Origin of the sequence: Enterobacter cancerogenus, assembly GCF_019047785.1 — a bacterium.
GTDB lineage: Bacteria > Pseudomonadota > Gammaproteobacteria > Enterobacterales > Enterobacteriaceae > Enterobacter > Enterobacter cancerogenus.
Map to the genome: position 1 here is coordinate 3,141,847 of NZ_CP077290.1, position 24,271 is coordinate 3,166,117.

Sequence of the window (24,271 nt, forward strand, 5' to 3'; positions counted from 1 at the left end):
TATAGCCGTGTCTAAAGAAAAATTTGAACGTACAAAACCGCACGTCAACGTTGGTACTATCGGCCACGTTGACCATGGTAAAACTACCCTGACCGCTGCAATCACTACCGTACTGGCTAAAACCTACGGCGGTGCTGCTCGTGCATTCGACCAGATCGATAACGCACCAGAAGAAAAAGCGCGTGGTATCACCATCAACACGTCCCACGTTGAATATGACACCCCGACTCGCCACTACGCACACGTAGACTGCCCAGGCCACGCCGACTATGTTAAAAACATGATCACCGGTGCTGCGCAGATGGACGGCGCGATCCTGGTTGTTGCTGCGACTGACGGCCCAATGCCTCAGACTCGTGAGCACATCCTGCTGGGTCGTCAGGTAGGCGTTCCTTTCATCATCGTGTTCCTGAACAAGTGCGACATGGTTGATGACGAAGAGCTGCTGGAACTGGTAGAGATGGAAGTTCGTGAACTGCTGTCTCAGTACGATTTCCCAGGCGACGACACCCCAATCGTTCGTGGTTCCGCGCTGAAAGCGCTGGAAGGCGAAGCAGAGTGGGAAGAGAAAATCATCGAACTGGCTGGCTTCCTGGATTCTTACATCCCAGAACCAGAGCGTGCGATTGACAAGCCATTCCTGCTGCCAATCGAAGACGTATTCTCCATCTCCGGTCGTGGTACCGTTGTTACCGGTCGTGTAGAGCGCGGTATCATCAAAGTTGGTGAAGAAGTTGAAATCGTTGGTATCAAAGAGACTGCTAAGTCTACCTGTACTGGCGTTGAAATGTTCCGCAAACTGCTGGACGAAGGCCGTGCTGGTGAGAACGTTGGTGTTCTGCTGCGTGGTATCAAACGTGAAGAAATCGAACGTGGTCAGGTTCTGGCGAAGCCAGGCTCAATCAAGCCACACACCAAGTTCGAATCTGAAGTGTACATCCTGTCCAAAGACGAAGGCGGCCGTCATACTCCGTTCTTCAAAGGCTACCGTCCACAGTTCTACTTCCGTACAACTGACGTGACCGGTACCATCGAACTGCCAGAAGGCGTAGAGATGGTAATGCCAGGCGACAACATCAAGATGGTTGTGACGCTGATCCACCCAATCGCGATGGACGACGGTCTGCGTTTCGCAATCCGTGAAGGCGGCCGTACCGTTGGCGCGGGCGTTGTTGCTAAAGTTCTGGGCTAATTAATTATCCCTGAATTAAAAAGGACGCTTCGGCGTCCTTTTTTGTTTTCTGCGATTTAGTGCTGTCACAAATTTTCGCATTTTTTGTACTCTCCCGACGCGTATCCTGCGGCTTGTGCTATTGTAATCATAACCATTCTCACTTACACTTTGCGCATATTTTGAACGGGAGTGTGTATGTACGTTTGTCTTTGTAATGGTGTGAGTGATAAAAAAATTCGTCAGGCCGTTCGTCAATTTCAGCCACAATCCTTCCAGCAGCTGCGCAAGTTTGTTCCAGTGGGAAATCAATGCGGTAAGTGCGTTCGTGCTGCCCGTGAGATCATGCAGGATGAACTGATGCAGATCCCAGAATTCAAAGAGATTGCCTGAGCGCCTCTCTTTTTTTTGACATCCCTGTAGCCCGTTCTACGCTTCAATGAGTGGAAGCGGAGGGACTATATAATGAAAGGTGATGTTAAAATCATAAGTTATCTCAATAAATTATTGGGAAATGAGCTTGTCGCAATCAACCAGTATTTTCTTCATGCAAGAATGTTCAAAAACTGGGGCCTGACGCGCCTCAACGATGTTGAATACCACGAATCCATCGATGAGATGAAACACGCCGATAAGTACATCGAGCGTATTTTATTCCTTGAAGGCATTCCTAACCTGCAGGATCTCGGCAAACTGGGCATCGGCGAAGACGTCGAGGAGATGCTCCGTTCCGATCTGAATCTTGAGCTTGAAGGGGCGAAAGACCTGCGTGAAGCTATCGCCTATGCCGATAGCGTCCATGATTACGTTAGCCGCGACATGATGATTCAGATTCTTGCCGATGAAGAAGGCCACATCGACTGGCTTGAAACCGAGCTGGATCTGATTAGCAAAATAGGCCTGCCGAACTATCTTCAGTCGCAGATCAAAGTGGAAAGTTAATCAGACTTTGCCAGCCGACGCATAAACCCGCTGCTGCCAGAAATGGTCCAAAAGGCAGTGGGTTTTTTAATGGCTCTTTTTCAGGATGCCATAAAGAGAGAATAAGAAGATAAAGGAGCGCCATCAGCGCTGCAACGAGTGCCAGAAGGGGCAAAATGCACCAGCCATGCCATGCACCTAGCGCTGCCAGGTATTTTACGTCGCCATAGCCCAACCCCTCGCGATGACAAACCAGTCGATACCCCCAGTAAATTGCCGCGAAACCCAGATAGCCTGCCATCGCGCCAGCCACTGCGCTGGGGAGAAACTGCGGGTGAAGGCAAAGCTGGAAAAGCAGTCCTGTCCAGAGGAGCGGGCACACGTAGCGGTCCGGTAGTAACCCGGAGCGAACATCTTCGCGTACCAGTAAAGCCGCAAGCAATAAATAGATGAGGAGAAAGGGCAGGGCAGTCAGCATGTCATCATCCTTGAAAAGAGGTTTTGCGCATCTTCCTCACAACGTTGACGGCTAGCAAATTGAAAAATGGAGTCCTGCGTGGCGGCTTCAAGGAAAGAGTTGAAAAGCGAGGCGTTGCCAGAAAGTTTGCGAGGGGCTGAGCATAATGACTCTCTGGCGCTTATTTTCTAAACGACACTTGCGTCTTGCGCATATTTACGTATAATGCGCGGGCTTGTCGTAATTGACGGCGGGTTCAATCAGAACCGGAGTGACTCATTTTGTTGCTCAACAATGCTCCCAATTGGGGAGCTACGTAAGAACGGTTACACTCTCCCATCAATCGTAATGGGTTTGAGGAGTAATCATTTTCGTTTATAAAATAATTGGAGCTCTGGTCTCATGCAGAACCAAAGAATCCGTATCCGCCTTAAAGCGTTTGATCATCGTCTGATCGATCAATCAACCGCGGAAATCGTCGAGACTGCTAAGCGCACTGGTGCGCAAGTCCGTGGTCCGATCCCGCTGCCGACCCGCAAAGAGCGCTTTACCGTTCTGATCTCTCCGCACGTTAACAAAGACGCGCGTGATCAGTACGAAATCCGCACTCACAAGCGTCTGGTTGACATCGTTGAGCCAACTGAGAAAACCGTTGATGCTCTGATGCGTCTGGATCTGGCTGCCGGTGTAGACGTGCAGATCAGCCTGGGTTAATCAGGTCATCGAGCGATTGAGAGGTTGATACAATGATTGGTTTAGTCGGTAAAAAAGTGGGCATGACCCGCATCTTCACTGAAGATGGCGTTTCAATCCCAGTAACCGTAATCGAAGTTGAAGCAAACCGCGTTACTCAGGTTAAAGATCTGGCTAACGATGGCTACCGCGCTGTTCAGGTGACCACTGGTGCTAAAAAAGCTAACCGTGTAACCAAACCAGAAGCGGGTCACTTCGCTAAAGCTGGCGTTGAAGCTGGCCGTGGTCTGTGGGAATTCCGTCTTGCTGAAGGCGAAGAGTTCACCGTAGGTCAGGATATTAGCGTTGAGCTGTTTGCTGACGTTAAAAAAGTTGACGTAACCGGTACCTCTAAAGGTAAAGGTTTTGCTGGTACCGTTAAGCGCTGGAACTTCCGTACCCAGGACGCTACTCACGGTAACTCCTTGTCTCACCGCGTTCCGGGTTCTATCGGTCAGAACCAGACTCCGGGCAAAGTGTTCAAAGGCAAGAAAATGGCAGGTCAGCTGGGTAACGAACGTGTAACCGTTCAGAGCCTGGACGTAGTACGTGTTGACGCTGAGCGCAACCTGCTGCTGGTTAAAGGTGCAGTTCCGGGTGCAACCGGTAGCGACCTGATCGTTAAACCAGCTGTGAAGGCGTAAGGGGATAGCAATGGAATTAGTATTGAAAGACGCGCAGAGCGCGCTGACTGTTTCCGAAACTACCTTCGGTCGTGATTTCAACGAAGCGCTGGTTCACCAGGTTGTAGTTGCTTATGCAGCTGGTGCTCGTCAGGGTACTCGTGCTCAGAAGACTCGTGCTGAAGTAACTGGTTCCGGCAAAAAGCCGTGGCGCCAGAAAGGTACCGGCCGTGCGCGTTCAGGTTCTATCAAGAGCCCGATCTGGCGTTCAGGTGGCGTGACCTTCGCTGCGCGTCCTCAGGACCACAGTCAAAAAGTTAACAAAAAGATGTACCGCGGCGCGCTGAAAAGCATTCTGTCCGAACTGGTACGTCAGGATCGTCTGATCGTTGTCGAATCATTCTCTGTTGAAGCGCCTAAAACTAAGCTGCTGGCACAGAAACTGAAAGACATGGCTCTGGAAGATGTGCTGATCATCACCGGTGAGCTGGACGAGAACCTGTTCCTGGCTGCGCGCAACCTGCACAAGGTTGACGTACGCGATGCAACTGGTATCGACCCGGTTAGCCTGATCGCCTTCGACAAAGTCGTAATGACTGCTGATGCTGTTAAGCAAGTTGAGGAGATGCTGGCATGATTCGTGAAGAACGTCTGCTGAAGGTGCTTCGCGCACCGCACGTTTCTGAAAAAGCGTCTACTGCGATGGAAAAAACTAACACCATCGTTCTCAAAGTTGCTAAAGACGCGACCAAAGCAGAGATCAAAGCTGCTGTGCAGAAACTGTTTGAAGTCGAAGTCGAAGTCGTTAACACCCTGGTTGTTAAAGGGAAAGTTAAACGTCACGGACAGCGTATCGGTCGTCGTAGCGACTGGAAAAAAGCTTACGTCACCCTGAAGGAAGGCCAGAACCTGGACTTCGTTGGCGGCGCTGAGTAAGTCGGAGGAGTAATACAATGGCAGTTGTTAAATGTAAACCGACATCTCCGGGTCGTCGCCACGTAGTTAAAGTGGTTAACCCTGAGCTGCACAAGGGCAAGCCTTTTGCTCCGTTGCTGGAAAAAAACAGCAAATCCGGTGGTCGTAACAACAATGGCCGTATCACCACTCGTCACATCGGTGGTGGCCACAAGCAGGCTTATCGTATTGTTGACTTTAAACGCAACAAAGACGGTATCCCAGCAGTTGTTGAGCGTCTTGAGTACGATCCGAACCGTTCCGCGAACATCGCGCTGGTTCTGTACAAAGATGGCGAACGCCGTTACATCCTGGCCCCTAAAGGCCTGAAAGCTGGCGACCAGATTCAGTCTGGCGTTGATGCTGCAATCAAAGCAGGTAACACCCTGCCGATGCGCAATATCCCGGTTGGTTCTACCGTTCATAACGTAGAAATGAAACCAGGTAAAGGCGGTCAGCTGGCACGTTCCGCTGGTACTTACGTTCAGATCGTTGCGCGTGATGGTGCTTATGTCACCCTGCGTCTGCGTTCTGGTGAAATGCGTAAAGTCGAAGCAGACTGCCGCGCTACTCTGGGCGAAGTTGGCAATGCTGAGCATATGCTGCGCGTTCTGGGTAAAGCAGGTGCTGCACGCTGGCGTGGTGTTCGTCCTACCGTTCGCGGTACTGCGATGAACCCAGTCGATCACCCACATGGTGGTGGTGAAGGTCGTAACTTTGGTAAGCACCCGGTATCTCCGTGGGGCGTTCAGACCAAAGGTAAGAAGACCCGCAGCAACAAGCGTACTGATAAATTTATCGTACGTCGCCGTAGCAAATAATTTTAGAGGATAAGCCATGCCACGTTCTCTCAAGAAAGGTCCTTTTATTGACCTGCACTTGCTGAAGAAGGTAGAGAAAGCGGTGGAAAGCGGAGACAAGAAGCCCCTGCGCACTTGGTCCCGTCGTTCAACGATCTTTCCTAACATGATCGGTTTGACCATCGCTGTCCATAATGGTCGTCAGCACGTTCCAGTCTTTGTTACCGACGAAATGGTTGGTCACAAACTGGGTGAATTCGCACCGACTCGTACTTATCGCGGCCACGCTGCTGATAAAAAAGCGAAGAAGAAATAAGGTAGGAGGAAGAGATGGAAACTTTAGCTCAACATCGCCATGCTCGTTCTTCTGCACAGAAGGTTCGCCTTGTTGCTGACCTGATTCGCGGTAAGAAAGTGTCGCAGGCCCTGGACATCCTGACCTATACCAACAAGAAAGCTGCGGTATTGGTCAAGAAAGTACTGGAATCTGCCATTGCTAACGCTGAACACAACGATGGCGCTGACATCGACGATCTGAAAGTCGCGAAAATTTTCGTAGATGAAGGCCCAAGCATGAAGCGCATTATGCCGCGTGCGAAAGGTCGTGCAGATCGCATCCTGAAGCGCACCAGCCACATTACTGTGGTTGTGTCCGATCGCTGAGACTCTGGAGACTAGCAATGGGTCAGAAAGTACATCCTAATGGTATTCGCCTGGGTATTGTAAAACCATGGAACTCTACCTGGTTTGCGAACACCAAAGAATTCGCTGACAACCTGGACAGCGATTTTAAAGTACGTCAGTACCTGACTAAGGAACTGGCTAAAGCGTCTGTATCTCGTATCGTTATCGAGCGTCCAGCTAAGAGCATCCGTGTGACTATTCACACTGCTCGCCCTGGCATCGTAATCGGTAAGAAAGGCGAAGACGTAGAAAAACTGCGCAAGGTCGTAGCGGATATCGCTGGCGTTCCTGCACAGATCAATATCGCTGAAGTTCGTAAGCCTGAACTGGACGCTAAATTGGTTGCTGACAGCATCACTTCACAGCTGGAACGTCGTGTTATGTTCCGTCGTGCTATGAAGCGTGCTGTACAGAACGCAATGCGTCTGGGCGCTAAAGGTATCAAAGTTGAAGTTAGCGGCCGTCTGGGCGGCGCGGAAATCGCACGTACCGAATGGTACCGCGAAGGTCGCGTACCGCTGCACACTCTGCGTGCTGACATCGACTACAACACCTCTGAAGCGCACACCACTTACGGTGTAATCGGCGTTAAGGTATGGATCTTCAAAGGTGAGATCCTGGGTGGTATGGCTGCTGTTGAACAACCGGAAAAACCGGCTGCTCAACCTAAAAAGCAGCAGCGTAAAGGCCGTAAATAAGGAGCGTCGCTGATGTTACAACCAAAGCGTACAAAATTCCGTAAAGTGCACAAAGGCCGCAACCGTGGTCTGGCGCAGGGTACGGATGTTAGCTTCGGCACTTTCGGTCTGAAAGCTGTTGGCCGTGGTCGTCTGACTGCACGTCAGATCGAAGCAGCACGTCGTGCAATGACCCGTGCAGTTAAGCGTCAAGGTAAGATCTGGATCCGTGTATTCCCGGATAAACCGATCACCGAGAAGCCACTGGAAGTTCGTATGGGTAAAGGTAAAGGTAACGTGGAGTACTGGGTTGCCTTGATCCAACCGGGCAAAGTCCTTTATGAAATGGACGGTGTTCCGGAAGAGCTGGCCCGTGAAGCCTTCGGCCTGGCAGCAGCGAAACTGCCTATCAAAACCACCTTTGTAACTAAGACGGTGATGTAATGAAAGCAAAAGAGCTGCGTGAAAAAAGCGTTGAAGAGCTGAACGCTGAGCTGCTGAACCTGCTGCGTGAGCAGTTCAACCTGCGTATGCAGGCTGCAAGTGGCCAGCTGCAACAGACTCACCTGCTGAAGCAAGTGCGTCGCAATGTTGCACGCGTTAAGACTTTACTGACTCAGAAGGCGGGTGCGTAATGACCGATAAAATCCGTACTCTGCAAGGTCGTGTTGTTAGCGACAAAATGGAGAAATCCATGGTTGTTGCTATCGAACGTTTCGTGAAACACCCGATCTACGGTAAATTCATCAAACGTACGACCAAACTGCACGTACATGACGAGAACAACGAATGTGGTATCGGCGACAAGGTTGAAATCCGTGAATGCCGTCCACTGTCCAAGACTAAGTCCTGGACGCTGGTTCGCGTTGTAGAGAAAGCGGTTCTGTAATAGAGTACGCATTCTCAATACGAATAAACGGCTCAGCGATGAGCCGTTTATTTTTTCTACCCATATTGCAGAAGCGGTGTTATAATGCCGCGCCCTCGATATGGGGCTTTTTAACGGCTCTGATTTTAGAGTCTCAGGTAGTAGTTGACATTAGCGGAGCACTAAAATGATCCAAGAACAGACTATGCTGACCGTCGCCGACAACTCCGGTGCACGTCGCGTAATGTGTATCAAGGTTCTGGGTGGCTCGCACCGTCGCTACGCAGGCGTAGGCGACATCATCAAGATCACCATCAAGGAAGCAATTCCACGTGGTAAGGTCAAAAAAGGTGATGTGCTGAAGGCGGTAGTGGTGCGCACCAAGAAGGGTGTTCGTCGCCCTGACGGTTCTGTCATTCGCTTCGATGGTAATGCATGCGTTATTTTGAACAATAACAGCGAGCAGCCTATCGGCACGCGTATCTTTGGGCCGGTAACTCGTGAACTTCGTACTGAAAAGTTCATGAAAATTATCTCTCTGGCACCAGAAGTACTCTAAGGAGCGAATCATGGCAGCGAAAATCCGTCGTGATGACGAAGTTATCGTGTTAACCGGTAAAGATAAAGGTAAACGCGGTAAAGTAAAAAATGTTCTGTCTTCCGGCAAACTCGTCGTTGAAGGTATCAACCTGGTTAAGAAACATCAGAAGCCGGTTCCGGCCCTGAACCAACCAGGTGGCATCGTTGAAAAAGAAGCTGCTATTCAGGTTTCTAACGTTGCTCTCTTCAATGCGGCTACCGGCAAGGCTGACCGTGTAGGCTTTAGATTCGAAGACGGCAAAAAAGTCCGTTTCTTCAAATCTACAAGTGAAACTATCAAGTAATTTGGAGTAGTACGATGGCGAAACTGCATGATTACTACAAAGACGAAGTAGTTAACAAACTCATGACTGAGTTTAACTACAATTCTGTCATGCAAGTCCCTCGGGTCGAGAAGATCACCCTGAACATGGGTGTTGGTGAAGCGATCGCTGACAAGAAACTGCTGGATAACGCAGCAGCTGACCTGACAGCAATCTCCGGTCAAAAACCGCTGATCACCAAAGCACGCAAATCTGTTGCAGGCTTCAAAATCCGTCAGGGCTATCCGATCGGCTGTAAAGTAACTCTGCGTGGCGAACGCATGTGGGAGTTCTTTGAGCGCCTGATCACTATTGCTGTTCCACGTATCCGTGACTTCCGTGGCTTGTCCGCTAAGTCTTTCGACGGTCGTGGTAACTACAGCATGGGTGTCCGTGAGCAGATCATCTTCCCAGAAATCGACTACGATAAAGTCGACCGCGTGCGTGGTTTGGATATTACCATTACCACTACTGCGAAATCTGATGAAGAAGGCCGTGCTCTGCTGGCTGCCTTTGACTTCCCGTTCCGCAAGTAAGGTAGGGTTACTGAATGGCTAAGCAATCAATGAAAGCACGCGAAGTAAAACGCGTAGCTTTAGCTGATAAATTCTTCGCTAAACGCGCTGAACTGAAAGCGATCATTTCTGATGTGAACGCTTCCGACGAAGATCGTTGGAATGCGGTTCTCAAGCTGCAGTCTCTGCCGCGTGATTCCAGCCCGTCTCGTCAGCGTAACCGCTGTCGTCAAACAGGTCGTCCACATGGTTATGTGGGCAAGTTTGGGTTGAGCCGTATCAAACTGCGTGAAGCCGCCATGCGCGGTGAAGTACCAGGCTTGAAAAAGGCTAGCTGGTAATTACCAATTGAATCACGGGAGTAAAGACAGATGAGCATGCAAGATCCGATCGCGGATATGCTGACCCGTATCCGTAACGGTCAGGCCGCGAACAAAGTTGCGGTCACCATGCCTTCCGCCAAGCTGAAAGTGGCAATTGCCAACGTGCTGAAGGAAGAAGGTTTTATCGAAGATTTTAAAGTTGAAGGCGACACCAAGCCGGAACTGGAACTTACTCTCAAGTATTTCCAGGGTAAAGCTGTTGTAGAAAGCATTCAGCGTGTCAGCCGCCCAGGCCTGCGCATCTATAAGAAAAAAGATGAGCTGCCTAAAGTTATGGCTGGTCTGGGTATCGCGGTTGTTTCTACCTCTAAAGGTGTTATGACTGATCGTGCAGCGCGCCAGGCTGGTCTTGGTGGCGAAATTATCTGCTACGTAGCCTAATCGGAGGAAAGAATGTCTCGTGTTGCTAAAGCACCGGTCGTTATTCCTGCCGGCGTTGATGTAAAAATCGACGGTCAGGTTATTACGATCAAAGGTAAAAACGGCGAGCTGACTCGTACCCTCAACAATGCTGTTGAAGTTAAACATGCAGATAACGCTCTGACCTTCGGTCCACGTGATGGTTTCGTGGATGGATGGGCTCAGGCTGGTACCGCGCGTGCCCTGCTGAACTCAATGGTTGTTGGTGTTACCGAAGGCTTCACTAAAAAGCTTCAGCTGGTTGGTGTAGGTTATCGTGCAGCGATCAAAGGGAATGCAGTAGGCCTGTCTCTGGGCTTCTCACACCCTGTTGAGCATCCGCTGCCGGCCGGTATCACTGCAGAATGTCCGACTCAAACTGAAATCGTGCTGAAAGGCGCTGATAAACAGCTGATCGGTCAGGTTGCAGCAGATCTGCGCGCCTACCGTCGTCCTGAGCCTTATAAAGGCAAGGGTGTTCGTTACGCCGACGAAGTCGTGCGTACCAAAGAGGCTAAGAAGAAGTAAGGTAACACTATGGATAAGAAATCTGCTCGTATCCGTCGTGCGACCCGCGCACGCCGCAAGCTCAAAGAGCTGGGTGCAACTCGCCTGGTGGTACATCGTACCCCGCGTCATATTTACGCACAGGTAATTGCACCGAACGGTTCTGAAGTTCTGGTAGCTGCTTCTACTGTAGAAAAAGCTATCTCAGAACAATTGAAGTACACCGGTAACAAAGACGCCGCTGCAGCTGTAGGTAAAGCTGTTGCAGAACGCGCTCTGGAAAAAGGCATCAGCAATGTTTCCTTTGACCGTTCCGGGTTCCAATATCATGGTCGTGTCCAGGCACTGGCAGATGCTGCCCGTGAAGCTGGCCTTCAGTTCTAAGGTAGAGGTGTAAGATGGCTCACATCGAAAAACAGGCTGGCGAACTGCAGGAAAAGCTGATCGCGGTTAACCGCGTATCTAAAACCGTTAAAGGTGGTCGTATTTTCTCCTTCACAGCTCTGACTGTAGTTGGTGATGGTAACGGTCGCGTTGGTTTTGGTTACGGTAAAGCGCGTGAAGTTCCAGCAGCGATCCAGAAAGCGATGGAAAAAGCCCGTCGCAATATGATTAACGTCGCGCTGAACAACGGCACCCTGCAACACCCGGTTAAAGGTGTTCACACGGGTTCTCGTGTATTCATGCAGCCAGCTTCAGAAGGTACCGGTATCATCGCCGGTGGTGCAATGCGCGCCGTTCTGGAAGTTGCTGGAGTTCATAACGTTCTGGCTAAAGCATATGGTTCCACCAACCCGATCAACGTGGTTCGTGCAACTATTGATGGCCTGGAAAATATGAATTCTCCAGAAATGGTCGCTGCCAAGCGTGGTAAATCCGTTGAAGAAATTCTGGGGTAATTGACCATGGCAAAGACTATTAAAATCACTCAAACCCGCAGTGCAATCGGTCGTCTGCCGAAACACAAGGCAACGCTGCTTGGCCTGGGTCTGCGTCGTATTGGACATACCGTTGAGCGCGAGGATACTCCCGCTGTTCGTGGTATGGTCAACGCGGTTTACTTCATGGTTAAAGTTGAGGAGTAAGAGATGCGTTTAAATACTCTGTCTCCGGCCGAAGGCTCTAAAAAGGCGGGTAAACGCCTGGGTCGTGGTATCGGTTCTGGCCTCGGTAAAACCGGTGGTCGTGGTCACAAAGGTCAGAACTCTCGTTCTGGCGGTGGCGTACGTCGCGGTTTCGAGGGTGGTCAGATGCCACTGTACCGTCGTCTGCCGAAGTTCGGCTTCACCTCTCGCAAAGCAGCGATCACAGCGGAAATCCGTCTGTCTGACCTGGCGAAAGTTGAAGGCGGCGTTGTAGACCTGAACACGCTGAAAGCAGCAAACATTATCGGTATCCAGATCGAGTTCGCGAAAGTGATCCTGGCTGGTGAAGTTTCTACTCCGGTAACTGTTCGTGGCCTGCGTGTTACTAAAGGTGCTCGTGCTGCTATCGAAGCTGCTGGCGGTAAAATTGAGGAATAAGTAGCAGATGGCTAAGCAACCGGGATTAGATTTTCAAAGTGCCAAAGGTGGATTTGGCGAGCTGAAACGCAGACTGCTGTTTGTTATCGGCGCGCTGATTGTGTTCCGTATTGGCTCTTTTATTCCGATCCCTGGTATCGATGCCGCTGTACTTGCCAAACTGCTTGAGCAACAGCGAGGCACCATCATTGAAATGTTTAACATGTTCTCTGGTGGTGCTCTCAGCCGTGCTTCTATCTTTGCTCTGGGTATCATGCCGTATATTTCGGCATCGATTATTATCCAGCTGCTGACGGTCGTTCATCCGGCCCTGGCAGAGTTGAAGAAAGAAGGGGAGTCTGGACGTCGTAAGATTAGTCAGTACACCCGCTACGGTACTCTGGTGCTGGCAATATTCCAGTCGATCGGTATTGCTACCGGTCTTCCGAATATGCCTGGTATGCAGGGTCTGGTGTTAAACCCAGGCTTTGCATTCTATTTCACCGCTGTTGTAAGTCTGGTCACAGGAACGATGTTCCTGATGTGGCTCGGCGAACAGATTACTGAGCGTGGTATCGGTAACGGTATCTCGATCATTATCTTCGCCGGTATCGTTGCGGGTCTCCCGCCGGCCATCGCCCACACTATCGAGCAAGCGCGTCAAGGCGACCTGCACTTCCTCCTGTTGCTGTTGGTTGCAGTATTAGTATTTGCAGTGACGTTCTTTGTTGTCTTCGTGGAACGTGGTCAACGCCGCATTGTGGTGAACTACGCTAAACGTCAACAGGGTCGTCGTGTCTATGCTGCACAGAGCACACATTTACCGCTGAAAGTGAATATGGCGGGGGTTATCCCGGCTATCTTCGCTTCCAGTATTATTCTGTTCCCGGCGACCATCGCGTCATGGTTCGGGGGCGGTACTGGTTGGAACTGGCTGACAACAATTTCGCTGTATTTGCAGCCTGGGCAACCACTTTATGTGTTACTCTATGCGTCTGCGATCATCTTCTTCTGTTTCTTCTACACGGCGTTGGTCTTCAACCCGCGTGAAACAGCAGATAACCTGAAGAAGTCCGGTGCATTTGTACCAGGAATTCGTCCGGGAGAGCAAACGGCGAAGTATATCGATAAAGTAATGACTCGCCTGACTTTGGTTGGTGCGCTTTATATTACTTTTATCTGCCTGATCCCGGAGTTCATGCGTGATGCAATGAAAGTGCCGTTCTACTTCGGTGGGACCTCGTTGCTTATCGTTGTTGTCGTGATTATGGACTTTATGGCTCAAGTGCAAACTCTGATGATGTCCAGTCAGTATGAGTCTGCATTGAAGAAGGCGAACCTGAAAGGCTACGGCCGCTAATTGGTCGCCTGAGAAGTTACGGAGAGTAAAAATGAAAGTTCGTGCTTCCGTCAAGAAATTATGCCGTAACTGCAAAATCGTTAAGCGTGATGGTGTCATCCGTGTGATTTGCAGTGCCGAGCCGAAGCATAAACAGCGCCAAGGCTGATTATTTCGCATATTTTTCTTGCAAAGTTGGGTTGAGCTGGCTAGATTAGCCAGCCAATCTTTTGTATGTCTGTACGTTTCCATTTGAGTATCCTGAAAACGGGCTTTTCAGCATGGTGCGTACATATTAAATAGTAGGAGTGCATAGTGGCCCGTATAGCAGGCATTAACATTCCTGATCAGAAACATGCTGTGATCGCATTAACTTCGATCTACGGCGTCGGCAAGACCCGTTCCAAAGCCATTCTGGCTGCAGCGGGTATCGCTGAAGATGTTAAGATCAGTGAGCTGTCTGAAGAACAAATCGACACGCTGCGTGACGAAGTTGCCAAATTTGTCGTTGAAGGTGATCTGCGCCGTGAAATCAGCATGAGCATCAAGCGCCTGATGGATCTTGGTTGCTATCGCGGTTTGCGTCATCGTCGTGGTCTGCCAGTGCGCGGTCAGCGTACTAAGACCAACGCACGTACCCGTAAGGGTCCGCGCAAACCGATCAAGAAATAATCGGGGTGATTGAATAATGGCAAAGGCACCAGTTCGTGCACGTAAACGTGTAAGAAAACAAGTCTCTGACGGCGTGGCTCATATCCATGCTTCTTTCAACAACACCATCGTTACTATTACTGATCGTCAGGGTAACGCATTGGGTTGGGCAACAGCCGGTGGTTCCGGTTTCCGTGGTTCTCGCAAATCCACTCCGTTCGCAGCTCAGGTTGCAGCAGAGCGTTGCGCTGAAGCCGTAAAAGAATACGGCATCAAGAATCTGGAAGTTATGGTTAAAGGTCCGGGTCCGGGTCGTGAATCTACTGTTCGCGCTCTGAACGCCGCTGGTTTCCGCATCACGAATATTACTGATGTGACTCCGATCCCTCATAACGGTTGTCGTCCGCCGAAAAAACGTCGCGTATAACGCTCGTTTTTTAGGTTAGTTGGAGATAGAAAATGGCAAGATATTTGGGTCCTAAGCTCAAGCTGAGCCGTCGTGAGGGCACCGACTTATTCCTTAAGTCTGGCGTTCGCGCGATCGATACCAAGTGTAAAATTGAACAAGCTCCTGGCCAGCACGGTGCGCGTAAACCGCGTCTGTCTGACTATGGTGTGCAGTTGCGTGAAAAGCAAAAAGTTCGCCGTATGTACGGTGTGCTGGAGCGTCAGTTCCGTAACTACTATAAAGAAGCAGCACGTCTGAAAGGCAACACAGGTGAAAACCTGCTGGCCCTGCTGGAAGGTCGTCTGGACAACGTTGTATACCGTATGGGCTTCGGCGCGACTCGTGCTGAATCACGCCAGCTGGTTAGCCATAAAGCAATCATGGTAAACGGTCGTGTTGTTAACATCGCTTCTTATCAGGTTAAAGCGAATGACGTTGTTAGCATTCGTGAGAAAGCGAAAAAGCAATCTCGCGTGAAGGCCGCTCTGGAGCTGGCTGAGCAGCGTGAAAAGCCAACCTGGCTGGAAGTTGATGCTGGCAAGATGGAAGGTACGTTCAAGCGTCAGCCGGAACGTTCTGATCTGTCTGCGGACATTAACGAACACCTGATCGTCGAGCTTTACTCCAAGTAAAGCTTAGTACCAAAGAGAGGACACAATGCAGGGTTCTGTGACAGAGTTTCTAAAACCGCGCCTGGTAGATATCGAGCAAGTGAGTTCGACGCACGCCAAGGTGACCCTTGAGCCTTTAGAGCGTGGCTTTGGCCATACTCTGGGTAACGCACTGCGCCGTATTCTGCTCTCATCGATGCCGGGTTGCGCGGTGACCGAGGTTGAGATTGATGGTGTACTTCATGAGTACAGCACCAAAGAAGGCGTTCAGGAAGATATCCTTGAAATCCTGCTCAACCTGAAAGGGCTGGCGGTGAGAGTTCAGGGTAAAGATGAAGTTATTCTTACTCTGAATAAATCTGGCATTGGCCCTGTGACTGCAGCCGACATCACCCACGACGGTGATGTTGAAATCGTCAAGCCGCAGCACGTGATCTGCCACCTGACCGATGAGAACGCAGCGATTAGCATGCGTATCAAAGTTCAGCGCGGTCGTGGTTATGTGCCGGCTTCTGCCCGAATTCATTCGGAAGAAGATGAGCGCCCAATCGGCCGTCTGCTGGTCGACGCATGCTACAGCCCTGTAGAGCGTATTGCCTACAATGTTGAAGCAGCGCGTGTAGAACAGCGTACCGACCTGGACAAGCTGGTCATCGAAATGGAAACCAACGGCACAATCGATCCTGAAGAGGCGATTCGTCGTGCGGCAACCATCCTGGCAGAACAACTGGAAGCTTTCGTTGACTTACGTGATGTACGTCAGCCGGAAGTGAAAGAAGAGAAACCAGAATTCGATCCGATCCTGCTGCGCCCTGTTGACGATCTCGAGTTGACTGTCCGCTCTGCTAACTGCCTCAAGGCAGAAGCTATCCACTATATCGGTGATCTGGTACAGCGTACCGAGGTTGAGTTGCTGAAAACGCCAAACCTGGGTAAAAAATCTCTTACCGAGATTAAAGACGTGCTGGCTTCACGTGGTCTGTCTCTGGGCATGCGCCTGGAAAACTGGCCACCGGCAAGCATTGCTGACGAGTAACCGGATCACAGGTTAAGGTTTTACTGAGAAGGATAAGGTCATGCGCCATCGTAAGAGTGGTCGTCAACTGAACCGCAACAGCAGCCATCGCCAGGCTATGTTCCGCAACATGGCAGGTTCACTGGTTCGTCATGAGATCATCAAGACGACCCTGCCTAAAGCGAAAGAGCTGCGTCGCGTAGTTGAGCCGCTGATTACTCTTGCCAAGACTGACAGCGTTGCTAATCGTCGTCTGGCATTCGCCCGTACTCGTGATAACGAGATCGTGGCAAAACTGTTTAACGAACTGGGCCCGCGTTTCGCGAGCCGTGCCGGTGGTTACACTCGTATTCTGAAGTGTGGCTTCCGTGCAGGCGACAACGCGCCGATGGCTTACATCGAGCTGGTTGATCGTTCAGAATCTAAAGCAGAAGCTGCTGCAGAGTAATCTGTAGTAACGTAAAAAAACCCGCCTCGGCGGGTTTTTTTATATCCGCAGGATCCCCACTTCTCTGCTATACCTGTATCTTTTATGTCCACTGCGTGGAGTTCAACATGTGGTTGCTGGACCAATGGGCAGAACGCCATATCTGCGATGCCCAACGAAAAGGTGAATTCGATAATCTCCCGGGTAGCGGCACGCCCTTAGTGCTGGATGATGATTCGCACATTCCTGCCGATCTGCGAGCCGGATACCGATTACTGAAAAACGCAGGCTGTTTACCTCCCGAACTGGAACAGCGCAAAGAAGCTGTCGAACTGACTGACCTGCTCAAGGGCATTCGTAAGGACGATCCGCGGCATCAGGAAATAAGTCGCCGATTGAGAGTAATCGGGCTCAGACTACGGCAGGCGGGAATGAGCACCGACTTTTTGCAGGGTGACTATTACGAAAGTATCAGGCAAAAATTAGACGAGGAATAAGCATGTATCGTATTGGTGAACTTGCCAGGCTCGCAAACGTAACGCCGGACACTGTCCGCTATTACGAGAAGCAGCAGATGATAGATCATGAAGTGCGAACTGAGGGGGGGTTCCGTCTCTATACGGATAACGATCTCCAGCGTTTGCGCTTTATTCGGTACGCGCGTCAGCTCGGATTTTCGCTGGAATCGATCCGCGAACTGTTATCGATCCGCATCGATCCTGAACATCACACCTGTCAGGAATCTAAAAGTATTGTCCAGGCAAGGCTGGATGAGGTTGAAGCACGTATTCAGGAGTTGCAGACCATGCAGCGTTCACTGCAACGGCTGAATGATGCGTGCTGCGGTACCGCGCACAGCAGCGTGTATTGTTCCATTCTGGAAACGCTCGAGCAAGGGGCTACTGGGGAGCCGCAGGGATGTTGATTTTTAGCCAGTCCGGGACTAGACTCCCGTCGTCATTAACCATGCTCAGGAGAGATTATGAGCCGCTATCAGCATACCAAAGGACAAATTAAGGATAACGCCATTGAGGCACTGCTTCACGATCCGCTTTTCAGGCAGCGTGTTGAGAAGGGTAAAAAAGGAAAAGGGAGCTATCTGCGTAAAGATAAACATGCAAAACGAGGTAACTGGGAGGCCAGTGGCAAGCAAGCGATTCGCTTATTTACCACTGGCCTTCCGGCTTTTTGGTGCTGATTAAGAGCGGTTATTCTGCTCTTTTAACAAATCACGGATTTCACTCAGCAACACTTCTTCTTTGGACGGTGCTGCAGGCGCAGCTGTAGGTTCTTCTTTTTTACGGTTAAGCCTGTTGATGAGCTTGATGGCCATAAAAATGGCGAACGCCACAATCACAAAATCAAACACATTCTGGATGAACACGCCGTAGTGCATTACGACGGCAGGAATATCTCCCTGAGCCTCGCGAAGCGTAACGGCAAACTGTTTAAAATCGATGCCGCCGATCAGCAACCCTAAAGGTGGCATAATAATGTCGGCAACTAAAGATGAAACGATCTTACCGAACGCCGCACCAATAATGACACCCACCGCCAAATCCACCACATTCCCGCGCATCGCAAATTCGCGAAATTCTTTAATAAAACTCATTATTTTCTCCTTGAACCACCTGACGCCTATAAGTTTAACAAATGATTAGCCATTTGCCATTGGTGATAAATATTCGCTATGAAAAATAAAAGGCTTAGAGATGAGAGGGTTAAATGAGGGGCTCAATAATGAACCCCCTGATATCAAAGGAAGAATGGGCTTGGCTGGAATAACCGTTCAACGTCGGTAATAAATTTCTTATCCGTAAGGAACATAATTACATGGTCGCCTTGTTCGATACGTAAATTATCATTGGCGATCATGACGTCATTTCCACGGACTACGGCACCGATGATTGTTCCCGGTGGGAGCTTAATTTCATCGATGGAACGGCCGACAACGCGTGAGGTAGTTTCATCGCCATGCGCGACGGCCTCAATGGCTTCAGCCACCCCACGACGAAGTGATGAAACACCCACGATATCAGCTTTACGCACATGGCTCAGCAGGGCGGAAATCGTCGCCTGCTGTGGAGAAATCGCGATATCAATGACGCTGCCCTGTACAAGGTCAACGTAGGCACGGCGCTGAATAAGCACCATCACCTTTTTGGCCCCCATACGTTTCGCGAGCATAGCGGACATAATGTTCGCTTCATCGTCGTTGGTCACCGCAATGAACAGATCAACTTGATCGATATGCTCTTCCGCCAGCAACTCCTGATCCGATGCATCGCCGAAAAATACGATCGTATTTTGTAATTTTTCCGCGAGTTCGGAGGCGCGCTGTTGATCGCGCTCGATCAGTTTTACGCTGTAATCTTTCTCAAGACGTCGGGCAAGTCCTGCACCGATGTTGCCACCGCCGACCAGCATGATGCGCTTATAGGGTTTTTCAAGACGCTGAAGCTCACTCATCACCGCGCGGATATGTTGTGATGCCGCGATAAAGAAGACTTCATCGCCCGCTTCAACAATCGTAGAGCCTTGCGGACGGATTGGCCGGTCGTGACGGAAAATGGCGGCGACACGCGTATCAATATGTGGCATGTGCTCGCGCATCGTGGACAGCGCATTGCCTATCAGCGGGCCACCGTAATAAGCCTTAACAACGGCAAGACTGACTTTACCTTCGGCAAAGTTGACCACCTGCAAAGCGCCCGGGTATTCGATCAGGCGATAAATGCTGTCGATAACCAGCTGTTCCGGCGCGATAAGATGATCGATAGGTACCGCTTCTGAATTAAACAGCTTTTCTGCATCCCGCACATAGTCCGGAGAACGTATGCGGGCGATTCGGTTTGGCGTGTTGAAAAGCGAATAGGCCACCTGGCATGCAACCATATTGGTTTCGTCAGAACTGGTTACGGCAACCAGCATGTCGGCATCGTCAGCACCCGCCTCACGCAGGACGCGGGGATGTGAACCGTGTCCTTGCACAACGCGCAGGTCAAATTTGTCCTGTAAAACGCGCAGGCGTTCGCCGTTTGTATCGACAATGGTGATGTCGTTATTTTCGCCGACAAGATTTTCCGCCAGCGTCCCGCCAACCTGTCCTGCACCCAGAATGATAATCTTCATATTTCGTGACCTGTTCTCAACATCACTCTTTGATTAGCTTAGCGTAAAAGAAGCCATCACCCTCTTCAGCGCCAGGCAGGTTCTGCTGTCCCGGCTGTTCAGGCGTGCCCGTATCATGCAGCGCTGCGTCAGGCGTACGTTTAAGGAAGGCGGCAATCTGCTGACTGTTTTCCTCGGGAAGTACGGAGCAGGTTGCATATACCAGGGTTCCGCCAGCTTTCAGGTGCGGCCAGATAGCATCGAGGATGCCGGACTGCAGTTGAGCCAGTTCCTTGATGTCACGATCGCGGCGCAGCCATTTAATGTCGGGATGACGACGGATAACGCCCGTTGCAGAGCAGGGAGCATCAAGCAAAATGCGATCGAACTGCGTGTTGCCACACCAGTCTGCGGGTGTTCTGCCATCGCCTTGCTTAACCTGGGCCTTCATGCCTAAACGCTTCAGGTTGTCATAGACGCGTGACAGGCGCTGCTCATCGACGTCAACGGCGAGAACGTCGGCCTGCGGCGCAACTTCCAGAATATGCGTTGTTTTGCCGCCGGGTGCAGCACAGAGATCGAGGATCTTCTCACCGTTTTTTGGTTCAAGCCAGGTCATGCAGCCTTGTGCAGAAGCATCCTGTACGGTCACCCAGCCCTCTTCAAACCCAGGCAAGGCGTTTACCGGGGCAGGGGAGGCTAAACGCACGGCATCCGGGTAAGCTTCGTGGATGAATCCGCTCATTCCTGACTCTTCCAGCAACGCCAGCCACTCATCGCGCTTATGATGAGTGCGGTTCACGCGAAGCCACATTGGAGGGCGTTGATTATTGGCCTCTGCAATGGTTTGCCACTGCGTTGGATAGGCTTTTTTCAGGCGGTTCAGCAGCCAGTCAGGATGAAGGAAACGCTTCTCAGTCTGGGCGAACTCAGCTACAAGTTCCTCCTGCTGTCGCTGGAACTGGCGCAGTACCCCGTTAATCAATCCTTTAAGCTGAGGACGCTTAATCGCAATGGCGCCTTCCACCGTTTCGGCAAGCGCAGCATGAGGGGGAATGCGGGTATGCAGGAGCTGATAGAATCCCACCATAATCAAATAATGCACGCTACGCTGTTTGCCGGTCATGGGGCGTGCCATCAGTTGGCTAATCATCCATTCAAGCTGAGACAACGTGCGAAGCACACCAAAGCACAGCTCCTGCAGCAGCGCCTTATCTTTATCAGAGACTTTTTGTTGCAGCGGTGGCAGGACATTGCTCAGTGACTGGCCCTGCTCAATAACTTTTTCAACGGCCTGTGCCGCCATACTGCGTAAATTTTGTTTTTTCATAACCGTAGAAATAAAAATGCCCGGAAACTCCGGGCCTTAAGAATTAATTTGCTCAGGCAAGACGATTGCCAGGGATAAACCATTCACGCCGGGAATTGAGCAGATCCTGCACACTCATCGCTTTCTTGCCAGCCGGCTGCAGTGACTCAAGATTCAAAATGCCCTCTGCCGTGGCGACCTGGATACCCTGTTTATTTGCCTCAACGATCGTCCCCGGAGCGGCCTGCACATGGCTCTCTATCACCGAGGCCTTCCAGACTTTCACCGGCTGATCGTCAATGACCATCCAGCTCATTGGCCAGGGGTTGAAGGCGCGTATGCAACGCTCTAGCTGAGCCGCAGGAAGCGCCCAGTCAAGCAGAGCTTCATCTTTGCTGAGTTTTTCGGCGTAAGTCACCAGCGCTTCATCCTGAACTTCAGGCTTTGCGGTGCCTTCAGCAAGCTGCTCCAGGGTCTTGATGAGGCCCTGTGGACCCAACTCTGCCAGCTTATCGTACAGCGTGGCGCTGGTATCTTCTGGGGTAATAGGGCACGACAGTTTATACAACATGTCACCGGTGTCTAAACCTACGTCCATCTTCATGATGGTCACACCGGTTTCTGCATCACCCGCCCATAGCGAACGCTGAATCGGCGCCGCACCGCGCCAGCGTGGCAGCAGTGAACCGTGTACGTTGATGCACCCGAGACGCGGCATATCAAGCACAGCTTTAGGCAGAATTAAACCGTAAGCCACGACGACCATCACATCGGCATTCAGGTCAGCGACCAGCTGCTGGTTCTCTTCAGGACGTAAAGAGGCGGGCTGGAAAACCGGGAGGCCATGTTCTTCGGCCAGGGCTTTCACCGGGCCTGGCATGAGCTTTTTACCACGACCTGCTGGACGATCCGGTTGGGTGAAGACGCCAACAACGTTGTGACCAGAAGATAACAGCGCGTCCAGATGACGCGCTGCAAAATCAGGCGTTCCCGCGAAGATAATGCGTAGTGTTTTAGACACGTTGATCCTTGTATCCGGGGGGATATTACGCGCGAGAGCGCATACGATCCAGTTTCTCGACTTTCTGACGAATACGCTGCTGTTTCAGTGGGGAGAGGTAATCGATAAACAGTTTACCGACCAGATGATCCATCTCGTGCTGAATACAAATTGCCAGCAGGTCGTCTGCTTCCAGCTCGAACGGCTTGCCTTCACGATCGAGTGCGCGAATTTTTACTTTCTCGGCGCGTGGGACCAAAGCACGTTGTTCTGGAATAGACAGGCAGCCTTCCTCAATGCCCGTTTCGCCACTCTTTTCCAGCAGTTCAGGGTTAATCAGCACCAGGCGGCCGTCGCGATTTTCAGAAACGTCAATCACGATAATACGCTTGTGAATGTCTACCTGCGTTGCCGCAAGGCCAATGCCCTCTTCGGCGTACATGGTATCGAACATATCATCGACGATACGCTGAATTTCTGCATTCACTTCTTTAACCGGTTCAGCGACGATGCGAAGGCGCTCGTCCGGAATATGTAACACTTGCAAAACTGCCATAAATTTCCAGAGTCGTGTTCAGGAGTTGATAAGATTAATAACTCTATTCTAGACAAATCCCCCTTCGATTGACAGCATCTGTGACCAATCGCAATGATTGCGGAGACGGCGTGTGGCAGGGGAAAGGATGACATCTACAGAGATATGGTTACGGCTTATCAGCATCGGTTCATTGGGTGGCGAAGAGATGCTGGATATCGCAGAAAAACTCTCGCGCCAGACCGTTATCGATACTGGCTCAGCAAGGGAGGCGGGGCTGTCAGCAAAGCGCGCCGAAAAATTCGTTGCGCTGAGTGAATGCGAGCTGGAATCAAGCCTTAAATGGTTAGAGCAGCCGGGGCATCATTTGCTGACTGCCCATCATCCTCTCTATCCCCCTTTGTTGCGAACCTTTCCTGATTATCCCGGCGCGCTGTTTGTGAAAGGAAGCCTGGATGTGCTCACAACCCTTCAACTGGCGGTTGTCGGGAGTCGTGCCCCCTCATGGTATGGTGAGCGATGGGGAAAGATCCTGTGCGAGTCGCTGGCGCAGTGCGGTTTTACGATAACCAGCGGGTTGGCGTGCGGTATCGATGGCGTTGCTCATCACGCAGCTCTTGCAGCAGGTGGCCGCAGCGTGGCGGTGTTAGGCAACGGGCTTTTTAGCGTGTACCCGCGACGGCATCATCATCTGGCTGAGCGGCTGGTTGAGTCGGGCGGGGCGATAGTGTCGGAGTTCTCTTTATCGACGCAGCCCAGGCCCGGTAATTTTCCTCGCCGTAATCGGATTATCAGCGGGTTGAGCCAGGGCGTCCTGGTCGTCGAAGCGGCAATACGCAGTGGTTCGCTTGTTACGGCAAGGTGCGCTCTGGAGCAGGGGCGAGAAGTGTTTGCGCTACCCGGCCCTGTTGGTAATCCCGGTTGCGAAGGCCCACACTGGCTCATCAAGCAAGGCGCAACGCCTGTTACCTGTATTGAAGACATTCTGCAAAATGTGCAACACGGTTTGCAGTGGCTGCCAGAGGAACCCGAAAAGAGACATAATTCATCAGATCAGCAGGCGGTGGCATTGCCATTTCCCAAGCTCCTGGCTAACGTAGGAGATGAGGTAACACCTGTTGACGTTGTCGCTGAACGTGCCGGCCAACCTGTGCCAGTTACGGTAGCACAGCTACTCGAACTGGAGTTAGCAGGATGGATCGCAGCTGTACCCGGCGGCTATGTCCGATTAAGGAGGGCAAGCCATGTTCGACGTACTGATGTATTTGTTTGAGACTTACATCCATAACGAAGCAGAAATGCGAGTGGATCAGGACAAATTGACACGGGATCTTACCGATGCAGGATTTGAGCGGGAAGATATTTATAATGCGTTGATGTGGCTGGAGAAACTGGCTGATTATCAGGAAGGTCTGGCCGAGCCGATGCAGTTGGCTTCGGACCCACTTTCTGTACGCATCTATACAGCTGAAGAGTGTGAAAGGCTGGATGCAAGCTGCCGGGGATTCATTTTATTCCTTGAGCAGATTCAGGTGCTAAACCTCGAAACGCGAGAAATGGTGATAGAGCGCGTGATGGCGCTGGATACGGCAGAATTTGAACTGGACGATCTCAAGTGGGTCATCCTGATGGTTCTGTTCAATATTCCGGGCTGTGAAAATGCCTATCAGCAAATGGAAGAATTACTCTTTGAAGTGAATGAAGGTATGCTGCACTAAATTCTATGTGCA

The 24,271-nt window shown here is 51.0% G+C and carries 42 protein-coding genes; 36 read left to right on the top strand and 6 right to left on the bottom strand.

Going from position 1 to position 24,271, the window contains the following annotated elements:
* Positions 1-7 precede the first annotated feature (7 nt).
* From tuf to bfr, 3 genes are all read left to right on the top strand, one after another.
* Positions 8-1,192 (top strand): elongation factor Tu, encoded by a 1,185-nt coding sequence (gene tuf / locus I6L58_RS14780; RefSeq protein ID WP_039274549.1) that lies wholly within the window; start codon positions 8-10, stop codon positions 1,190-1,192.
* Between the two features lie 177 nt (positions 1,193-1,369).
* Positions 1,370-1,564, top strand: a complete 195-nt coding sequence (bfd, locus tag I6L58_RS14785; RefSeq protein ID WP_003863268.1) for a bacterioferritin-associated ferredoxin — start codon at positions 1,370-1,372, stop codon at positions 1,562-1,564.
* 72 nt (positions 1,565-1,636) lie between these two features.
* Complete coding sequence (gene bfr / locus I6L58_RS14790) at positions 1,637-2,113, top strand: bacterioferritin (protein ID WP_006178925.1); 477 nt, start codon at positions 1,637-1,639, stop codon at positions 2,111-2,113.
* On the opposite strand, the gene I6L58_RS14795 is transcribed toward bfr, so the two are convergent.
* Positions 2,097-2,570 (bottom strand): prepilin peptidase, encoded by a 474-nt coding sequence (locus I6L58_RS14795; RefSeq protein WP_088209519.1) that lies wholly within the window; start codon positions 2,568-2,570, stop codon positions 2,097-2,099. The genes bfr and I6L58_RS14795 overlap by 17 nt on opposite strands.
* Positions 2,571-2,951: 381 nt before the next feature.
* On the opposite strand from I6L58_RS14795, the gene rpsJ reads away from it, so the two are divergent.
* The 31 genes from rpsJ to I6L58_RS14950 all read left to right on the top strand — a co-directional run bounded on the left by rpsJ (position 2,952) and on the right by I6L58_RS14950 (position 17,784).
* Positions 2,952-3,263, top strand: coding sequence for a 30S ribosomal protein S10 (gene rpsJ / locus I6L58_RS14800; RefSeq protein ID WP_001181005.1), 312 nt, complete (start codon positions 2,952-2,954; stop codon positions 3,261-3,263).
* Between the two features lie 32 nt (positions 3,264-3,295).
* Positions 3,296-3,925, top strand: a complete 630-nt coding sequence (gene rplC / locus I6L58_RS14805; RefSeq protein WP_006178923.1) for a 50S ribosomal protein L3 — start codon at positions 3,296-3,298, stop codon at positions 3,923-3,925.
* Positions 3,926-3,935: 10 nt separating this feature from the next.
* Complete coding sequence (rplD, locus tag I6L58_RS14810) at positions 3,936-4,541, top strand: 50S ribosomal protein L4 (protein WP_003031119.1); 606 nt, start codon at positions 3,936-3,938, stop codon at positions 4,539-4,541.
* Entirely contained in the window at positions 4,538-4,840 is a 303-nt protein-coding gene (gene rplW / locus I6L58_RS14815) for a 50S ribosomal protein L23 (protein WP_000617546.1), read from the top strand. The genes rplD and rplW overlap by 4 nt, the downstream gene beginning before the upstream one ends.
* Positions 4,841-4,857: 17 nt before the next feature.
* On the top strand, positions 4,858-5,679 hold the full coding sequence (gene rplB, locus I6L58_RS14820; protein ID WP_008457150.1) for a 50S ribosomal protein L2: 822 nt from the start codon (positions 4,858-4,860) through the stop codon (positions 5,677-5,679).
* A 16-nt stretch (positions 5,680-5,695) separates the two neighbouring features.
* On the top strand, positions 5,696-5,974 hold the full coding sequence (rpsS, locus tag I6L58_RS14825) for a 30S ribosomal protein S19 (protein WP_001138117.1): 279 nt from the start codon (positions 5,696-5,698) through the stop codon (positions 5,972-5,974).
* 14 nt (positions 5,975-5,988) lie between these two features.
* Positions 5,989-6,321: a 50S ribosomal protein L22 gene (gene rplV, locus I6L58_RS14830; RefSeq protein WP_002919773.1), complete on the top strand. Its 333-nt coding sequence runs from the start codon at positions 5,989-5,991 to the stop codon at positions 6,319-6,321.
* Positions 6,322-6,338: 17 nt separating this feature from the next.
* Entirely contained in the window at positions 6,339-7,040 is a 702-nt protein-coding gene (gene rpsC, locus I6L58_RS14835) for a 30S ribosomal protein S3 (RefSeq protein ID WP_000529945.1), read from the top strand.
* A gap of 12 nt (positions 7,041-7,052) precedes the next feature.
* Positions 7,053-7,463, top strand: a complete 411-nt coding sequence (gene rplP / locus I6L58_RS14840; RefSeq protein ID WP_002919759.1) for a 50S ribosomal protein L16 — start codon at positions 7,053-7,055, stop codon at positions 7,461-7,463.
* On the top strand, positions 7,463-7,654 hold the full coding sequence (gene rpmC, locus I6L58_RS14845) for a 50S ribosomal protein L29 (RefSeq protein ID WP_003863282.1): 192 nt from the start codon (positions 7,463-7,465) through the stop codon (positions 7,652-7,654). Before rplP ends, rpmC begins: the two co-directional genes overlap by 1 nt.
* Positions 7,654-7,908: a 30S ribosomal protein S17 gene (gene rpsQ, locus I6L58_RS14850; RefSeq protein ID WP_006178921.1), complete on the top strand. Its 255-nt coding sequence runs from the start codon at positions 7,654-7,656 to the stop codon at positions 7,906-7,908. Before rpmC ends, rpsQ begins: the two co-directional genes overlap by 1 nt.
* A gap of 166 nt (positions 7,909-8,074) precedes the next feature.
* Positions 8,075-8,446 carry a 50S ribosomal protein L14 gene (gene rplN / locus I6L58_RS14855; protein ID WP_006178920.1) on the top strand — a complete coding sequence of 124 codons (372 nt, stop codon included), beginning with the start codon at positions 8,075-8,077 and terminating at the stop codon, positions 8,444-8,446.
* A gap of 10 nt (positions 8,447-8,456) precedes the next feature.
* Positions 8,457-8,771, top strand: coding sequence for a 50S ribosomal protein L24 (rplX, locus tag I6L58_RS14860; RefSeq protein WP_006178919.1), 315 nt, complete (start codon positions 8,457-8,459; stop codon positions 8,769-8,771).
* Between the two features lie 14 nt (positions 8,772-8,785).
* Positions 8,786-9,325, top strand: a complete 540-nt coding sequence (rplE, locus tag I6L58_RS14865; RefSeq protein WP_001096206.1) for a 50S ribosomal protein L5 — start codon at positions 8,786-8,788, stop codon at positions 9,323-9,325.
* Positions 9,326-9,339: 14 nt separating this feature from the next.
* Complete coding sequence (gene rpsN, locus I6L58_RS14870) at positions 9,340-9,645, top strand: 30S ribosomal protein S14 (RefSeq protein ID WP_003863291.1); 306 nt, start codon at positions 9,340-9,342, stop codon at positions 9,643-9,645.
* A 30-nt stretch (positions 9,646-9,675) separates the two neighbouring features.
* Entirely contained in the window at positions 9,676-10,068 is a 393-nt protein-coding gene (rpsH, locus tag I6L58_RS14875) for a 30S ribosomal protein S8 (RefSeq protein ID WP_006178918.1), read from the top strand.
* A gap of 12 nt (positions 10,069-10,080) precedes the next feature.
* Positions 10,081-10,614 carry a 50S ribosomal protein L6 gene (rplF, locus tag I6L58_RS14880; protein WP_006178917.1) on the top strand — a complete coding sequence of 178 codons (534 nt, stop codon included), beginning with the start codon at positions 10,081-10,083 and terminating at the stop codon, positions 10,612-10,614.
* A 9-nt stretch (positions 10,615-10,623) separates the two neighbouring features.
* The gene (rplR, locus tag I6L58_RS14885) at positions 10,624-10,977 is read left to right on the top strand and encodes a 50S ribosomal protein L18 (RefSeq protein ID WP_003863297.1); all 354 of its coding nucleotides are present in this window, start codon (positions 10,624-10,626) and stop codon (positions 10,975-10,977) included.
* 14 nt (positions 10,978-10,991) lie between these two features.
* Entirely contained in the window at positions 10,992-11,492 is a 501-nt protein-coding gene (gene rpsE / locus I6L58_RS14890; protein WP_003863299.1) for a 30S ribosomal protein S5, read from the top strand.
* A 6-nt stretch (positions 11,493-11,498) separates the two neighbouring features.
* Positions 11,499-11,678, top strand: a complete 180-nt coding sequence (gene rpmD / locus I6L58_RS14895) for a 50S ribosomal protein L30 (protein ID WP_003863301.1) — start codon at positions 11,499-11,501, stop codon at positions 11,676-11,678.
* Between the two features lie 3 nt (positions 11,679-11,681).
* On the top strand, positions 11,682-12,116 hold the full coding sequence (rplO, locus tag I6L58_RS14900; RefSeq protein WP_003863304.1) for a 50S ribosomal protein L15: 435 nt from the start codon (positions 11,682-11,684) through the stop codon (positions 12,114-12,116).
* Positions 12,117-12,123: 7 nt separating this feature from the next.
* Complete coding sequence (gene secY / locus I6L58_RS14905; RefSeq protein ID WP_003863305.1) at positions 12,124-13,455, top strand: preprotein translocase subunit SecY; 1,332 nt, start codon at positions 12,124-12,126, stop codon at positions 13,453-13,455.
* Positions 13,456-13,486: 31 nt separating this feature from the next.
* A complete protein-coding gene (rpmJ, locus tag I6L58_RS14910) occupies positions 13,487-13,603 on the top strand; it encodes a 50S ribosomal protein L36 (RefSeq protein ID WP_000868187.1) in 117 nt (38 codons plus the stop codon).
* 146 nt (positions 13,604-13,749) lie between these two features.
* A complete protein-coding gene (rpsM, locus tag I6L58_RS14915) occupies positions 13,750-14,106 on the top strand; it encodes a 30S ribosomal protein S13 (protein ID WP_003863308.1) in 357 nt (118 codons plus the stop codon).
* Between the two features lie 16 nt (positions 14,107-14,122).
* A complete protein-coding gene (gene rpsK / locus I6L58_RS14920) occupies positions 14,123-14,512 on the top strand; it encodes a 30S ribosomal protein S11 (RefSeq protein ID WP_003863312.1) in 390 nt (129 codons plus the stop codon).
* A gap of 32 nt (positions 14,513-14,544) precedes the next feature.
* A complete protein-coding gene (gene rpsD, locus I6L58_RS14925; protein WP_004868345.1) occupies positions 14,545-15,165 on the top strand; it encodes a 30S ribosomal protein S4 in 621 nt (206 codons plus the stop codon).
* A gap of 25 nt (positions 15,166-15,190) precedes the next feature.
* Positions 15,191-16,180: a DNA-directed RNA polymerase subunit alpha gene (locus I6L58_RS14930; protein WP_002919219.1), complete on the top strand. Its 990-nt coding sequence runs from the start codon at positions 15,191-15,193 to the stop codon at positions 16,178-16,180.
* Between the two features lie 40 nt (positions 16,181-16,220).
* A complete protein-coding gene (gene rplQ / locus I6L58_RS14935) occupies positions 16,221-16,607 on the top strand; it encodes a 50S ribosomal protein L17 (RefSeq protein WP_001216372.1) in 387 nt (128 codons plus the stop codon).
* A 107-nt stretch (positions 16,608-16,714) separates the two neighbouring features.
* A complete protein-coding gene (locus I6L58_RS14940) occupies positions 16,715-17,083 on the top strand; it encodes a DnaJ family domain-containing protein (RefSeq protein ID WP_088209518.1) in 369 nt (122 codons plus the stop codon).
* Between the two features lie 2 nt (positions 17,084-17,085).
* The gene (gene zntR / locus I6L58_RS14945; protein ID WP_006178911.1) at positions 17,086-17,511 is read left to right on the top strand and encodes a Zn(2+)-responsive transcriptional regulator; all 426 of its coding nucleotides are present in this window, start codon (positions 17,086-17,088) and stop codon (positions 17,509-17,511) included.
* Positions 17,512-17,568: 57 nt separating this feature from the next.
* Positions 17,569-17,784: an alternative ribosome-rescue factor A gene (locus I6L58_RS14950; protein ID WP_006178910.1), complete on the top strand. Its 216-nt coding sequence runs from the start codon at positions 17,569-17,571 to the stop codon at positions 17,782-17,784.
* On the opposite strand, the gene mscL is transcribed toward I6L58_RS14950, so the two are convergent.
* The 5 genes from mscL to def form a co-directional block, all read right to left on the bottom strand.
* On the bottom strand, positions 17,785-18,198 hold the full coding sequence (mscL, locus tag I6L58_RS14955) for a large-conductance mechanosensitive channel protein MscL (protein ID WP_088209517.1): 414 nt from the start codon (positions 18,196-18,198) through the stop codon (positions 17,785-17,787). It abuts the gene before it with no gap.
* A 143-nt stretch (positions 18,199-18,341) separates the two neighbouring features.
* Entirely contained in the window at positions 18,342-19,718 is a 1,377-nt protein-coding gene (gene trkA, locus I6L58_RS14960) for a Trk system potassium transporter TrkA (protein ID WP_006178908.1), read from the bottom strand.
* 22 nt (positions 19,719-19,740) lie between these two features.
* Positions 19,741-21,027, bottom strand: a complete 1,287-nt coding sequence (gene rsmB, locus I6L58_RS14965; protein WP_088209516.1) for a 16S rRNA (cytosine(967)-C(5))-methyltransferase RsmB — start codon at positions 21,025-21,027, stop codon at positions 19,741-19,743.
* Positions 21,028-21,079: 52 nt separating this feature from the next.
* On the bottom strand, positions 21,080-22,027 hold the full coding sequence (gene fmt / locus I6L58_RS14970) for a methionyl-tRNA formyltransferase (RefSeq protein ID WP_042322201.1): 948 nt from the start codon (positions 22,025-22,027) through the stop codon (positions 21,080-21,082).
* Between the two features lie 25 nt (positions 22,028-22,052).
* Positions 22,053-22,562 carry a peptide deformylase gene (gene def, locus I6L58_RS14975; RefSeq protein WP_042322199.1) on the bottom strand — a complete coding sequence of 170 codons (510 nt, stop codon included), beginning with the start codon at positions 22,560-22,562 and terminating at the stop codon, positions 22,053-22,055.
* 127 nt (positions 22,563-22,689) lie between these two features.
* Here def and dprA point away from each other — a divergent pair, with 127 nt between their 5' ends.
* Together dprA and smg are read left to right on the top strand one after the other, a co-directional pair.
* Positions 22,690-23,814, top strand: coding sequence for a DNA-protecting protein DprA (gene dprA, locus I6L58_RS14980; protein WP_088209515.1), 1,125 nt, complete (start codon positions 22,690-22,692; stop codon positions 23,812-23,814).
* A complete protein-coding gene (gene smg, locus I6L58_RS14985; RefSeq protein WP_006178903.1) occupies positions 23,786-24,259 on the top strand; it encodes a DUF494 family protein Smg in 474 nt (157 codons plus the stop codon). Before dprA ends, smg begins: the two co-directional genes overlap by 29 nt.
* Positions 24,260-24,271 lie beyond the last annotated feature (12 nt).

What these genes read in the sequence shown, in the direction of transcription:
- bfd (WP_003863268.1), top strand. Translation starts at nt 1,370, where the DNA reads ATGTACGTTTGTCTTTGTAATGGTGTGAGTGATAAAAAAATTCGTCAG.
- bfr (WP_006178925.1), top strand. Translation starts at nt 1,637, where the DNA reads ATGAAAGGTGATGTTAAAATCATAAGTTATCTCAATAAATTATTGGGA.
- I6L58_RS14795 (WP_088209519.1), bottom strand. Translation starts at nt 2,570, where the DNA reads ATGCTGACTGCCCTGCCCTTTCTCCTCATCTATTTATTGCTTGCGGCT.
- rpsJ (WP_001181005.1), top strand. Translation starts at nt 2,952, where the DNA reads ATGCAGAACCAAAGAATCCGTATCCGCCTTAAAGCGTTTGATCATCGT.
- rplC (WP_006178923.1), top strand. Translation starts at nt 3,296, where the DNA reads ATGATTGGTTTAGTCGGTAAAAAAGTGGGCATGACCCGCATCTTCACT.
- rplD (WP_003031119.1), top strand. Translation starts at nt 3,936, where the DNA reads ATGGAATTAGTATTGAAAGACGCGCAGAGCGCGCTGACTGTTTCCGAA.
- rplW (WP_000617546.1), top strand. Translation starts at nt 4,538, where the DNA reads ATGATTCGTGAAGAACGTCTGCTGAAGGTGCTTCGCGCACCGCACGTT.
- rplB (WP_008457150.1), top strand. Translation starts at nt 4,858, where the DNA reads ATGGCAGTTGTTAAATGTAAACCGACATCTCCGGGTCGTCGCCACGTA.
- rpsS (WP_001138117.1), top strand. Translation starts at nt 5,696, where the DNA reads ATGCCACGTTCTCTCAAGAAAGGTCCTTTTATTGACCTGCACTTGCTG.
- rplV (WP_002919773.1), top strand. Translation starts at nt 5,989, where the DNA reads ATGGAAACTTTAGCTCAACATCGCCATGCTCGTTCTTCTGCACAGAAG.
- rpsC (WP_000529945.1), top strand. Translation starts at nt 6,339, where the DNA reads ATGGGTCAGAAAGTACATCCTAATGGTATTCGCCTGGGTATTGTAAAA.
- rplP (WP_002919759.1), top strand. Translation starts at nt 7,053, where the DNA reads ATGTTACAACCAAAGCGTACAAAATTCCGTAAAGTGCACAAAGGCCGC.
- rpmC (WP_003863282.1), top strand. Translation starts at nt 7,463, where the DNA reads ATGAAAGCAAAAGAGCTGCGTGAAAAAAGCGTTGAAGAGCTGAACGCT.
- rpsQ (WP_006178921.1), top strand. Translation starts at nt 7,654, where the DNA reads ATGACCGATAAAATCCGTACTCTGCAAGGTCGTGTTGTTAGCGACAAA.
- rplN (WP_006178920.1), top strand. Translation starts at nt 8,075, where the DNA reads ATGATCCAAGAACAGACTATGCTGACCGTCGCCGACAACTCCGGTGCA.
- rplX (WP_006178919.1), top strand. Translation starts at nt 8,457, where the DNA reads ATGGCAGCGAAAATCCGTCGTGATGACGAAGTTATCGTGTTAACCGGT.
- rplE (WP_001096206.1), top strand. Translation starts at nt 8,786, where the DNA reads ATGGCGAAACTGCATGATTACTACAAAGACGAAGTAGTTAACAAACTC.
- rpsN (WP_003863291.1), top strand. Translation starts at nt 9,340, where the DNA reads ATGGCTAAGCAATCAATGAAAGCACGCGAAGTAAAACGCGTAGCTTTA.
- rpsH (WP_006178918.1), top strand. Translation starts at nt 9,676, where the DNA reads ATGAGCATGCAAGATCCGATCGCGGATATGCTGACCCGTATCCGTAAC.
- rplF (WP_006178917.1), top strand. Translation starts at nt 10,081, where the DNA reads ATGTCTCGTGTTGCTAAAGCACCGGTCGTTATTCCTGCCGGCGTTGAT.
- rplR (WP_003863297.1), top strand. Translation starts at nt 10,624, where the DNA reads ATGGATAAGAAATCTGCTCGTATCCGTCGTGCGACCCGCGCACGCCGC.
- rpsE (WP_003863299.1), top strand. Translation starts at nt 10,992, where the DNA reads ATGGCTCACATCGAAAAACAGGCTGGCGAACTGCAGGAAAAGCTGATC.
- rpmD (WP_003863301.1), top strand. Translation starts at nt 11,499, where the DNA reads ATGGCAAAGACTATTAAAATCACTCAAACCCGCAGTGCAATCGGTCGT.
- rplO (WP_003863304.1), top strand. Translation starts at nt 11,682, where the DNA reads ATGCGTTTAAATACTCTGTCTCCGGCCGAAGGCTCTAAAAAGGCGGGT.
- secY (WP_003863305.1), top strand. Translation starts at nt 12,124, where the DNA reads ATGGCTAAGCAACCGGGATTAGATTTTCAAAGTGCCAAAGGTGGATTT.
- rpmJ (WP_000868187.1), top strand. Translation starts at nt 13,487, where the DNA reads ATGAAAGTTCGTGCTTCCGTCAAGAAATTATGCCGTAACTGCAAAATC.
- rpsK (WP_003863312.1), top strand. Translation starts at nt 14,123, where the DNA reads ATGGCAAAGGCACCAGTTCGTGCACGTAAACGTGTAAGAAAACAAGTC.
- rpsD (WP_004868345.1), top strand. Translation starts at nt 14,545, where the DNA reads ATGGCAAGATATTTGGGTCCTAAGCTCAAGCTGAGCCGTCGTGAGGGC.
- I6L58_RS14930 (WP_002919219.1), top strand. Translation starts at nt 15,191, where the DNA reads ATGCAGGGTTCTGTGACAGAGTTTCTAAAACCGCGCCTGGTAGATATC.
- rplQ (WP_001216372.1), top strand. Translation starts at nt 16,221, where the DNA reads ATGCGCCATCGTAAGAGTGGTCGTCAACTGAACCGCAACAGCAGCCAT.
- I6L58_RS14940 (WP_088209518.1), top strand. Translation starts at nt 16,715, where the DNA reads ATGTGGTTGCTGGACCAATGGGCAGAACGCCATATCTGCGATGCCCAA.
- zntR (WP_006178911.1), top strand. Translation starts at nt 17,086, where the DNA reads ATGTATCGTATTGGTGAACTTGCCAGGCTCGCAAACGTAACGCCGGAC.
- I6L58_RS14950 (WP_006178910.1), top strand. Translation starts at nt 17,569, where the DNA reads ATGAGCCGCTATCAGCATACCAAAGGACAAATTAAGGATAACGCCATT.
- mscL (WP_088209517.1), bottom strand. Translation starts at nt 18,198, where the DNA reads ATGAGTTTTATTAAAGAATTTCGCGAATTTGCGATGCGCGGGAATGTG.
- trkA (WP_006178908.1), bottom strand. Translation starts at nt 19,718, where the DNA reads ATGAAGATTATCATTCTGGGTGCAGGACAGGTTGGCGGGACGCTGGCG.
- rsmB (WP_088209516.1), bottom strand. Translation starts at nt 21,027, where the DNA reads ATGAAAAAACAAAATTTACGCAGTATGGCGGCACAGGCCGTTGAAAAA.
- def (WP_042322199.1), bottom strand. Translation starts at nt 22,562, where the DNA reads ATGGCAGTTTTGCAAGTGTTACATATTCCGGACGAGCGCCTTCGCATC.
- dprA (WP_088209515.1), top strand. Translation starts at nt 22,690, where the DNA reads ATGACATCTACAGAGATATGGTTACGGCTTATCAGCATCGGTTCATTG.
- smg (WP_006178903.1), top strand. Translation starts at nt 23,786, where the DNA reads ATGTTCGACGTACTGATGTATTTGTTTGAGACTTACATCCATAACGAA.